This window comes from Myxococcus vastator (genome assembly GCF_010894475.1).
GTDB classification, from domain to species: domain Bacteria; phylum Myxococcota; class Myxococcia; order Myxococcales; family Myxococcaceae; genus Myxococcus; species Myxococcus vastator.
Map to the genome: position 1 here is coordinate 1 of NZ_JAAIYB010000273.1, position 11,344 is coordinate 11,344.

Annotated in this window: 7 protein-coding genes; 4 read left to right on the plus strand and 3 right to left on the minus strand. The window is 73.1% G+C overall.

Going from position 1 to position 11,344, the window contains the following annotated elements:
• Nucleotides 1-754 (minus strand): amino acid ABC transporter ATP-binding protein (locus G4D87_RS24125; protein ID WP_163784561.1); only part of this gene is annotated, 754 nt, incomplete at its 3' end.
• Nucleotides 751-2,196, minus strand: coding sequence for an ABC transporter substrate-binding protein/permease (locus tag G4D87_RS24130; protein WP_163784562.1), 1,446 nt, complete (start codon nt 2,194-2,196; stop codon nt 751-753). The genes G4D87_RS24125 and G4D87_RS24130, both read right to left, overlap by 4 nt.
• 276 nt (nt 2,197-2,472) lie before the next feature.
• Between G4D87_RS24130 and G4D87_RS24135 the strand changes: the two genes are divergently transcribed.
• The 4 genes from G4D87_RS24135 (at nt 2,473) to G4D87_RS24150 (ending at nt 7,358) form a co-directional block, all read left to right on the plus strand.
• Nucleotides 2,473-3,168, plus strand: a complete 696-nt coding sequence (locus tag G4D87_RS24135) for a response regulator (RefSeq protein WP_163784563.1) — start codon at nt 2,473-2,475, stop codon at nt 3,166-3,168.
• A gap of 122 nt (nt 3,169-3,290) precedes the next feature.
• Complete coding sequence (locus G4D87_RS24140) at nt 3,291-3,884, plus strand: RNA polymerase sigma factor (RefSeq protein WP_163784564.1); 594 nt, start codon at nt 3,291-3,293, stop codon at nt 3,882-3,884.
• Complete coding sequence (locus G4D87_RS24145; protein WP_163784565.1) at nt 3,881-6,811, plus strand: CHAT domain-containing protein; 2,931 nt, start codon at nt 3,881-3,883, stop codon at nt 6,809-6,811. Before G4D87_RS24140 ends, G4D87_RS24145 begins: the two co-directional genes overlap by 4 nt.
• Before the next feature lie 34 nt (nt 6,812-6,845).
• On the plus strand, nt 6,846-7,358 hold the full coding sequence (locus tag G4D87_RS24150; RefSeq protein ID WP_163784566.1) for a hypothetical protein: 513 nt from the start codon (nt 6,846-6,848) through the stop codon (nt 7,356-7,358).
• Nucleotides 7,359-7,372: 14 nt separating this feature from the next.
• Here the strand turns inward: G4D87_RS24150 and G4D87_RS24155 are convergent, their stop codons facing one another.
• On the minus strand, nt 7,373-11,017 hold the full coding sequence (locus G4D87_RS24155) for an AAA family ATPase (protein ID WP_163784567.1): 3,645 nt from the start codon (nt 11,015-11,017) through the stop codon (nt 7,373-7,375).
• Nucleotides 11,018-11,344: the final 327 nt, after the last annotated feature.

Here is an 11,344-nt window from a genome sequence, read left to right on the forward strand (position 1 = left end):
GGGTGCGCAGCGCGGGGACGCGGCCCAGGCCCAGGAAGGCGCGCGTGCGCTCATGGCGTGGATGGGCGAGCACCCGGGCGGGCGGGCCCTCTTCGATGATGTGCCCGCCGTGCAGCACCAGCACGCGCGAGGCCAGCTCGTGCGCGAAGCGCATCTCGTGCGTCACCGCCACCAGGGTGAGGCCGTCGGCGCGCAGTTCCTCCAACAAGTCAATCAGCGCCCCCACCCGCTCCGGGTCCAACGCGCTGGTGGGCTCGTCCATCAACAGCACCTCCGGCTCCATGGCCAGGGCCCGGGCGATGGCCACCCGCTGCTGCTCGCCGCCGGAGAGCTCGGAGGGATACGCGGCCTCGCGGTGGGACAGGCCGACCTTCTCCAGCAGCGCCCGGCCCCGCTCGGTGGCCTCCTGGCGGCCCACGCCCTTCACGTGCATGGGGGCCTCCGTCACGTTGCCCAGCGCCGTGCGGTGCGCGAACAGGTGCCACTGCTGGAAGACGAAGCCGACGCGGCGGCGGATGCGGCGCACCTTCTCACCCTGCGCGCGGACGTCGCCCGGCGCCAGCGTGTCCGGGCCCACGCGCACCAGGCCCTCGTCGAAGGACTCCAGCCCATTGAGGCACCGCAGCAGCGTGCTCTTGCCGCCGCCGGAGGGGCCCACCAGCGCCGTCACCTCGCCCGGGGAGAAGACGGCGTCGATGCCCTCCAGCACCTGCCGCCCCTCGTAGCGCTTGCTCAGCTTCTCGACTTCAATCATCCGCGCTCCAGCCTCGCTTCCAGGTGCCTCGCCAGCCGGGACAAGGGATAGCTCATCGCCAGGTACATCAATGCGCACAACGCGCCAGGTATCAGCCAGCTCCGAACATCCACCGCGGTAATCGTCATCCGCTTCGTGAGCTCCACCACGGAGATGACGGAGACCAGGGAGCTGTCCTTGAGCAGCGCGATGAAGTCGTTCGTCACCCCCGGCAGCGCCACGCGGAAGGCCTGGGGGAGGATGACCCGCCGCAGCGCCAGCCGCAGGGGCATGCCCAGCGCCATCGCCGCCTCCAGCTGACCTCGCGGCACGGCCAGCACGCCCGCCCGGTAGACCTCCGCCTCGTAGGCCGCGTAGTTCAGGCCCAGCCCGAGGATGGCCGCGCTGAGAGGGTCCAACCGGAGCACTCCGGCCAGCCCGTAGTAGAGGACGTAGAGCTGAAGCAACACCGGCGTGCCGCGAAACAGCTCCACGTAGCCGGTGGACAGCCGCGCCGCCCAGCCAGGCCCGTACAGCCGCGTCAGCGCCAGCCCCACGCCCAGGGGAATGGCCAGCGCCATGGCGCCCGCGGACACCAGCAGCGTCACGCCCGCGGCCTGGAGGAACAGCACGAGCTGTCCCCAGCCCATGCGCGCCGTCCGCGTGGGCGCCAGCACCTCGCGCGTCTGGGCGTCCGTCCAGTCGACCATGCGCTGCTGCTCGGCGTTGTCGATGCCCCAGCGCTGGAAGATGGCGCGCAGCTCGCCGGAGCGAGCGATGTTCCCCAGCGCCGTGCCCAGCGCTGCCCGCAGGTCCTCCTCACCGGGCCGCACGGCGATGGCGTAGTAGCCTTCACCCACGTCGCCCACCACCCGGAGCCCCGGACGTGGCTGCCCGTAGCGCTGCGCGATGAGGTCGTCCATCAACACGGCGCGCACCCGCCCCTGCTCCAGGTCGATGTAGGGCTCCTCCACGCCCTCGTAGGGCACCGCCTCCACGCCGCCGCGCTGGAGCAGCTCCCACGCCAGGGAGTTGGCCAGCGTCCCCACCCGCTGGCCCTTCAGCGCCTCCAGCCCGGTGACGGCCGCATCGTCCCGCCGCGCCAGCAAGCGCAGGTTGAAGACGTAGTAGGGCCGCGTGAAGAGGATGCGCCCGGCGCGCGACGGCGTGACTTCAAGGCCGTTGAGCGCCACGTCGAACGAGCCGCGCTCCAGCGAGGGGACCAGGCTGGACCAGTCGTTCTGGACGAACCGGGCCCGAACCCCCAACTCCCGCGCCAGGGCCTCCGCCAGCTCCACCTCGAAGCCCCGCATGCCTCCGGGGGCGTCCGGGTCCTCCATGGCGTAGGGCTCTCCCCCCTGCGCATCCGCGCCCCAACGCAGCTCCCCCGTGCGGCGCACCCGCGCCAGTCCCGAGTCCTGCTCCGCGCCACACGCGCTCAGCAGCGCCAGCAGCGCCAGCACGGAGGGCAGGAGGAATGAAGGCCTTCTTGCCGGGGACAGTGACGGGCTCCTTCGGGCGTGTGTGCGGCCCCCGCCATACGTCAGGAGCCGCCCCACCGCCAGCAGCCCCACGCGCGCGTGCATTGCCGACGATGAAATGAACCCATGGCGCAATGTGATGAAGCAATCACACCCACCCTGTCGCAGGTGCGCACATGACCCGGCATTCATTTTCCAGATGCCGGGATTTTCCGGAGGTGCCCGGTCTAGAGTGCGCGCCCGAGGAGCGACGTTGTCATGGATGCGTTCAAGGTTCTGGTGGTCGACGATGAGCAGCCCATCGCACGCGCGCTGCAGCGGCTGTTGAAGCGAGAGGGATTCGAGGTCCAGATTGCCTTCAATGGCAACGAGGCGCTGGAGCGGCTGGAAGGGTTCAGCCCGGACATCGTCCTGACGGATTTCCGGATGCCAGGAATGACGGGCAGCGAGCTGCTCCAGCGCCTCAAACGCACCCATCCGCTGGCCCTGCGCCTCATCATCTCCGGCTACGCGGACTTCAAGTCCGTGGTGGCCTCCGTGAACGAGGGCGAAATCTGCCGCTTCATCAGCAAGCCCTGGGACGACGCGGAACTGGTGACGTACCTCAAGGGTCTGCTGCGGCACCGCGAGACGATGGCGTGCCTCTACGCGCCCTTCCGGGAAGCGCCGGACGGCGTGAACGCGGAGGTGGGCATGTCGGCCGCGTCCATGGTGCTCAAGGTGCAGGTGGCCGACCCGTCCTTCCCGGCGGACCAGGCCGTCTCGCTCATCGAGCGCTTCGCGGGCCTGCTGGCCAATGACAGCCTCAAGGTGGTGGGCGGCTTGCTCGAGCGCTACGGCGGGCGCCTGTCCTTCATGGCCGACGTGGGTGGCCCCCAGCGGCTCCGGCTGGAGGTGCCGGTGCCCACCCTGGAGACCGTCAACGCCCTCCGCCCTGGCGCGAGCGACGCCTGACAGCGACGCGGTCCGCCGGACCTCCGCGCACCATCCTCGTCCGATAACGCACCGCGCCGTCCGATTTCACCGAAGGGAATCCCTTCGGCCCGTTCTCACCGTGCGCAGGGGGCAGCCCACCGGTGGAACGACACGAGAGCAGCACGACAGAGGGCCTCGCCAGGCCGGGCGATGGGCACCGCCGTCAATTCGACGCGTTCGCGCGAGCGCGGCGGCCGGCATTGGTGCGAATCGCCCGGCGCTTGTGCTCGGGTGGAGCCATTGACCCGGAGGACCTGGTGCAGGAGACGCTGGAGCGCGCCTACCGCCACTTCGACAAGCTGATGGAGGAGAACGCGGGGGCGGTGAGCGTCTGGTTGAGCACCACGATGAGCAACCGCTTCCTGGACCACTGCCGGCGGCGGCGCACCGAGGTCATGGGCGCGCCCATGCTGCGCCTGGTGCAGGACCTGGACGCCGAAGACGAAGCGGCGCCCCAGGAGCGGTGGGAGCGGGTGTCTCGCGACGAGTTCCAGCGGGCCATCGACCAGCTGCGCCCCCCGCACCTGCGGGACGCCTACCGGCTGCACGTCGCGGGGTTGCGGTACCGGGCCATTGCCCAGCAGCTCCGCTCGACGGAAGGGACGGTGGGCCGGTGGCTCACGGAGGCGCGGCAGGCGCTGCGCGAGCTGTTGGGTGGCAACGACGCCTCGCACGAAGGCCTGGCTGAATCATGAGCAGCGTCTGTGACAACCTGGAGCGCTTCGTCGACGGGGAGATGCTCCCCGCGGACGCGGAGAACTTCCGCCACCACCTGGCCCGCTGCGCGGCGTGCGAGTCGCGGATGAAGGAGCTGCTCGCCCTGGAGCTGCTCGCCGACGACGCGCTGAACAGCCCCGGGCCGGAGCGGCTCGGCGCGCGTTCGCCCTGGCGGAACAAGTCCTGGCTGATGGTGGTGCCGCTCGCGCTGGCCGCGGGCCTGGCCGCGCTGGTGCTGGTGCCCCGGACGCTGCCCACGGGCTCCGCCCCCGAGCTCTGGCTGGCGGAGGCGGCCACCCGGCCCCTGGAAGCCCGCCTCACCCATCCCGGCGCGGATGGACACCGGCCCTACCAGGTGATGCGCAGCGGCACGGGCGCCCGGCCCCAGGCCCTGGCGCTGCGCGAGCTGGCCCGGCTGGAGGAAGCGGCGGACCACCGGGGCATCGCCTCGGCCTTCCTGCTGCGCGGGGACCTGGCCCAGGCGTCCGCGTTCCTCGACAAGCTGCCCGCCTCCGCCGACCTGGACACGGACCGCGCGGCCCTGGCGCTCCAGCAGGATGAACCGGAGAAGGCGCTCGCCCTGCTGGAGCGCGCGCTGAAGCGCAGGCCTCGCCATGCCCAGGCGCTCTGGAACCAGGCGCTGGCGCTCCAGCGGCTCGGCCTGTCACTGCGCGCCGCGGAGTCCTTCGAGCAGGTGGCGAAGCTCGGCGAGCGCGGCTGGAGCGACGAGGCGGCCCAGCGCGCCCAGGCGCTGCGAAGCGCGGCGGAGCAGGAGCGGCGGGACTGGAAGGGCATGCGCCAGGACTGCCAGCGCATGGTGGACGGCGGTGCGCCGCTCTCCACCGCGCAGGCGGAGGCCCTTCCGGGCATGGCGCGCGTGTGCCTCTACAACGCCCTGCGCGCCGCGGCCTCGCCCGAGCGCGTGGAGTCCCTGCGCCCCCTGGCGGTGGTGTTGGACGGCAAGGAGGACGGCACGCACCTGGAAGACGCCGTGCGCCGCACCGCGCGGCGGGACTTCTCCGCGCGCGCGCCCCTGGCCAGCGAGTACGCGCGCCTCACCCGGGGAGAGGTGAAGGGCCCCGCGCTGGAGTCCTTCCTGTCGCGGCTGCGCGAGGCCCGGCAGGAGGACCTGCTGCTGGGCGCGCTCGCCTACGCGGACCCGCGCCAGCTCTCGGACGTGTACCGGGCGCTCGCGCTGGAGACGAGGGACCCGTGGTTCGCGCTGCTGGCGGAGGAGCGGCAGGCCCGGGCGGAGGCCCTGTCGGAGGCTCCGCGGCGCGCGCGGGAGCGGCTCCAGGCGGAGGTGAAGACGTGCACGGCCTCCGGGAAGCAGCCCTACCGCTGCATGTTGATGCAGCGGGAGCTGGGGCTGGTGATGGCGCGGCTGCACCGCCCCGTCGACGCACGCGCCAGCTTCCTGGGCGCCCTGCGGGCCGCGCGCGACAGCCGGGAGTGGGGCTCTCAGCGGAACCTGCTCCAGGATTTGGGCCAGGTGGCCCGGACGCAGGGAGACCTGGTGCTGGCGCGGGCCTACGTGGAGGAGCTGCTGCTCCAGACGCCCGAGGGCTGCGCGGACTCCGAGGTGGCGCTCACCAGCCTGGCGCTCGCGCACCACCGCGCGCTGGACGTCGCGGGGGCGCGGGAGCTGCTGGACCGGGCCATCCAGTGCAGTCAGCGGCCCTCCATGGCGCGGCTGGCCCTGCTGGCCGACCTGGCCCGCACGCCCTTCCGCAAGCCGGAGGACGCGCGGCTGCTGGAGCAGGGACTGGAGGCGCTGCGCGGCTCGGGCACGCAGGACGCGGGGGACCTCGCGCTGCTGCGCCACATCGAGGGGCGCTTCTACCTGGAGCAGGACGCGCGCCGGGGACAGGCGCTGCTGCGGCAGGCGCTGGCCGACGCCGCCACCCTGCCGGCGGCGAACGTGAGCGCGCGCAAGGCGCGCGTCTACAGCTACACCTCCCTCATCCTCGACGCGGGCCGGACGGGCGAGCTGGCGCAGGGGCTGGCGCTCTTCGCCGAGGAGCACGCCCTGCCCGCGCCGGAGCGCTGCGTGCTGGGCGTCACGGTGGACGACGAGCGGACCTTCGTCGTGGCCCGGGACGCGGAGGGACGCCTCCTGGGCCACCACGACACGGGCCGGACGGCGCCGCTGCTGGGCGTCGATGGCCTGGTGCCCGACGCGGTGGTGAAGGCCCTGCGCGCCTGCCCCAGCGTGGAGGTCCTCGCGCGTCCGCCGGTGCAGGGGCGCGCGGGGCTGCTGCCGTCCGACATCGCCTGGTCCTACCGGGTGGTGGGCGGGCTGCCCGGCACGCCGCCGCCCCCAGCGAAGGCCCAGCGGCTCATCGTGACGGACGTGCTGGCGCCCGCGTCGCTGCACCTGCCCGCGCTGCGCGCGTGGAGCCCGGCCAGTGCCCCGGACGAAGGGCTCACCCTGCTCCGCGGCGCGGAGGCCACGCCGCCGCGCGTCCTCGCCGCCATGCGGGACGCCACGGAGGTGCAGGTCCACGCGCACGGCATCATCGACCCGTCGGTGGCGGATGCCTCCGTCCTCGTGCTGTCGCCGGAGGCGTCGGGCGGACGCTTCGCGCTCACCACCGGAGACGTGAAGGGACAGCGGCTGCGGGGCCGGCCGGTGGTGCTGCTCGCGGCCTGCTACGCGGGCCACACCAGCGCGTATCTGCATGAGAGCTTCGGACTGCCGCTGGCCTTCATCGAATCCGGAGCGCGGGCCGTCCTCGCCGCCACGCAGGAGATTCCCGACGACGAGGCGCACGCCTTCTTCGAGCCCGTCCTGGCGCGGATTCGCGAAGGCGTCCCCGCGGCCGTGGCCCTGCGCGACGAGCGGCAGGCCTGGTCGCGGCGCCACGCCAGCGCATGGGTCCAGCAGGTGCTCCTCTTCGAGTAGTCCCCTCACCTCATCCATCGAGCGAGTTCATCCCATGACGAAGCGCCTCCTCCCCCTCTCGTGTCTGCTGCTGGCCTCGGCCTGCCAGCACATCGGCAACACGCCGGACGGGAACCCCGCCAAGGACATCCCCGCGGGCACCTATGTCCACATCACCCTGCAAGACATCCGAAATCCCGAGCGGCGCTCCACCTACCTGGTGGACCCCCGCACGGACACGGTGGTGGAGCGGCGGGATGGCAAGCGGGCCTCCGCGGCCGAGGCCTCTGTCACCGCGTCGAAGGCGGCCCCCGCGCCCACCAGCAACGTCTCCCTGGCCATGTCCGTCAACTGCCGAATCACCAAGACGGCGAGGGAGGGCTGCGTGGACCTGGCCATCGACCCCAAGCACGAGACGTCCGGAGACCCGAACCCCATCAAGGAGGAGTCGCGGCGCATCGCCCTCACGGAGCGCTACGTGAAGCAGCTGGCCGTGAACGTCCTGCAGACGGCGCGCCGCACCGGCGTCCGGGTGCAGGTCCCCGCGGGCAAGGCAGCGGCGCGATAACGGTCCGCGAGGGACTACCGCGCGTCCGCCCCCGAGGCGCCCTCGTGAGGCGGCGCGACCGGCGCGAGTCCCCCCAGCGTCTCCACGTAGGTGGCGGCCACGCGGAGGAAGCGCGCGCCCTTCACCCCGGTGAGGTACTGCCGCTTCATCGCGCGCGTCGCGCCCACGTAGAACATGGCGCGGCGGATGCGCTCGTTCTCTCGGGCCGAGCGCTCGCGGGCGCCCGCCATCCACTGCTCCGCGGTGTCCAGCGCGTCCAGGCCCGCGAAGAAGACGATGGGGCATTCGTGCCCCTTGCAGGAGAACACCGTGGTGGCGCGCACGTGGTCCACGCCGCTGACGCGGAAGTCCGTCACGTTGCGCCCGCCCTTGCCGCCGTAGGCCTCCGCGGGCACGCCCGCGCGCTTGAGCGCCTCGGTGTACTGGGACGGCATGACGGGGGCCACCACGAGGATGTCGCTGGGGTGGACGCCCTCCTCGCGGATGAGGCGGGCCACCTCGCGAGCCACCTGCCGCGCCTCACTGGCGCTGGAGGCGAAGCCGCGCACCTGGGGCAGCACGCCGCCGCGCTCGGTGGACTGCACGCGGAAGAGGCCCTCCAGCGTCTCCTCCGGGAGCCAGACGAGCCCCTCGCGCGCCAGCTCGCCCACCTTCATGTATTCGCGCATGCCGGGCTCGGCCGCGTGGTGCTGGCGCAGTGGGTCCAGCACCACGTTGAAGGCCACGTCGAGGATGTCGCGGGTGGCGCGGAACGTCTCCTTGAGGACGCGGGTGCGGCCACGGAACGACAGCCCTTCGGGGAGCTGCTCCTTGAGCGCGTCGATGGGCACCTGGCCATAGACGTTCTGCGAGTCATCCATGAAGAGCTGGAAGCAGCGCACCTCGCGCCCGTCCGGCAGCGTGTCCGGCCGCACCAGCGTGTGGAGCATGGCCAGCGCCTGGGCGTCCATGTCCTGCGCCTCGTCCACGAAGACGCCGTCGAAGGAGGCGGGGGCATGACGGCGCAGCGCGCCCACGTGCCGCACCGTCACCCGCGCGCGCAGCTCGCGCACCCGCAGGCGGCCCGCGCGCTGGGCCAGCGCCTCCACCAACAACTTGTCCACCAGCGGGGCCAGCGCCCGGTTGAAGAAGGACACCAGCACCTGCGCCTCGGCGTGCTCCAGCAGGTAGCGCGCCACCCAGTGCGCCAGCACGTACGTCTTGCCGCTGCCGGCCACGCCGCGCACCAGGTGGTGCCCGTCATCGAAGCGGCGCTCGAAGAGGGACACCTGTTCGTGCGTGAAGAGGGGCTGGCCGGGCCGCGCGCCCGAGATTTCCGCGCCCAGGTCCACCGGCACCGGCGGGGGTGGCGGCGGCGGCGCGCGCTGCGGCACGGGCAGCGGCTCCAGGCGCAGCGGCTCACCGGGGTGCACGCGCAGGCGCGGCAGCAGCGCCAGGAAGCGCTGGGGAATGGTGGCGGCGCGGGCCTCGTCGCGGGAGGCCAGCACCAGCAGGTAGTCCTTCGCGCGGCTGGCGGCCACGTTGAGCATGGGCACCAGCGTGTGGGGCGGAAAGGGCCTGCCCCCGGCGACGGTGTCCACCAGCACCACGTCGTACTGGGTGCCCTGCTGGCGGTGGATGGTGGACGCGCTGAAGACGTCCCCGCGCAGCCCCGCGGCGTTGCCCAGCCGGCGCAGCAGCGCGGCCTGCGCGCGGTAGGGCGTGACACACAGGACGCTGAGGCCCGAGCGCACCGCCTCGCGCGCCAGGGACACGGCGAGGTTGGCGGACAGCTCGCGCTGGTAGCCGGAGCCCGTCTCCCCGCGTCCGTGCGTGAGGCGCTTTGAATCTCGCGTGAGCCCGTCCAGCACCACCCAGCCCGCGCGCACCGAAGGGAACGAGGCCACCGGCGCGGGCCGCTCCGCGCGCTGCTTGACGACGTCGCCATCCTCCAGCGCGCCGCCGTAGCAGAAGTGGCTCACCACCTTCGCGATGTCAGGGTGCATGCGGTGCTGGGTGCGCAGCAGCAACACGTCCGCGCGCGCCGCGTCCTTCACCGCGTCTTCCAGGTGCGACAGCCCGCTGCCGCGAAGCCACTTCTGCGTGCCCTTGCCCGCGCCCTCCGCGGCGCGGCTCACCGGGCCAATCTGCTTCGGGTCACCCGCCAGCGTCACCCGCTCCGCCAACGGCCCCATCAACGCGGTGGCCGCGCGCGTCACCATGCCGGCCTCGTCCACCACCAGCCGCGCGAAGTGCCGCTTCCCCTCCAGCTCCGACACCAGCCGCAACGCGCGGTGCACGGTGACCACCACCAGCGGGCAGTCCCCCTTCTCCACTTCCTTGAGCGTGGGGTCCTTCACCTTGCCGCGCAGCCCGCGCAGCTCCGCCTGGAGCCTGGCCAGCTCATGGGCGGGGCCGCCGCGCACCCGCTGGAGGATGAGCTCCCGCTCCCGCTCCTCGATGCTGGCGCGCAGCTTGCCGCCCTTGGTGTCCTCCAGCGTGACGGTGGGCAGCTTCACCAGCGCCTCGCTCGCGCCGGTGCCTCCCCGGAAGATGCTGCGCGCCAGGGGCCGCAGCGGGATGGGCTCGCGCTCCAGCAGCGCGCTGACGCGCAGGACCAGCTCGTCCGCGGCGCGGTTGGTGGGCGCCACCGCGAGGATGCGCTCGCCAGGGAAGGCGCGCAGCGCCCGCGCGATGAGGTCCGCCACGGCCGTCGTCTTGCCCGTACCGGGAGGGCCCCAGATGCAGCCCCAGGGCTGGCGCCACAGCCGGTCGGCCGGAGTCAGGGCCTCGTCCCGAGGCGTCAGGGCGACGGGAGGCGCCTCCCCGCAGGCGCGGCTCAGGGACTCGGTGAGGGCCTCCTGCCGCTCCTCGTAGGCGGAGGCCGCCGCGCACAGGGCCTCGGCGAAGTCATAGGGCCGGTAGCACCAGCGGTCCGCGGACAGCGCGCGGCGGTCCACGTCATCCCCGTGGCTGGGCGCGGCGAACACCCGCCCCGACTCGAAGTCCAGGTGGACGACGTCTCCGCCGAAGACGCACTCCTCCCCCAGGAAGCCGAGCACCGAGCCTCCCGACCAGTCCGGGTCCGCCGCCGGACGCGGGATGAGCGACAGCACCCCGGGCCCCTGGAGGCTGACCTCGCGCACGTCCTGCAGCAGCTGCGCGCGGTACTGGCTGCGCTCGGACAGCAGCGCCTCCCGCAGGTCCTCCGGCAGATACGCGGGCGGAGCCCAGAGCTCGCGGCGCTTCCCGCTGGCCACCGCGGCGCGCATCGCCTCGCGCTCGGTGGGACTGACGTCCTCTGGCGCGGAGACATCGCGGGCTGGAACGTCCTCCCCGCCTTCCCGTCCTCGCGCCATCCGCGAGACGAGCAGCAACGGGTTCGGCGCCCGGGCCACGTCCGCCTTCTCCTCGGTGGGCGCGGGGGCCTGGGGTGGCTCCACGGGCGCGGCGTTCTCGGTGCGCCGCAGCGCCACGTCCTCTTCACGCGGCGGCTCGGGGGCCTGGAACGTGTTGCGCCAGCGCGGCACGGAGCCTGCCCGCCGGGGCGGAGCGGCGTCGGGCGGCGGCGCATCGTCGTATTCGACATGCAGCTCACGCGTGGACGCAGGCGCCTGCGAGTCCCCGTCTCCGGGCTCCGCCGCCTCGCCCGCACGTCCCGCCTCCGGCCCCCGCATCATCGGACGCGCGGCCTCCACGCCTCGCCGCGCACCGGCCCTGAGCCACCGGTGCCACGCGGGGCCGTTACCTCCGGCAGGGCTGGAGAAGACGCTGCGGCTGCCATGACGAACACTCGCGAAGCCCACACTTCATGACCTGCCCACCCGAACAGGTCGCCACATGTAAGAGGCCGGCCAAGGTAGGGGAGGCTTGGATCGCCGTCAATGCGCCACACCCAGGGTGCATGCGCGGTGGGTAGGAAGGCAGGCCGCCCCGGTGTACACCCTCTCCAGCCGGGCTTGCTTCCGCGTCCTCCCGATGTTCTGGGTGGAAGCCCCCCGCCCCCC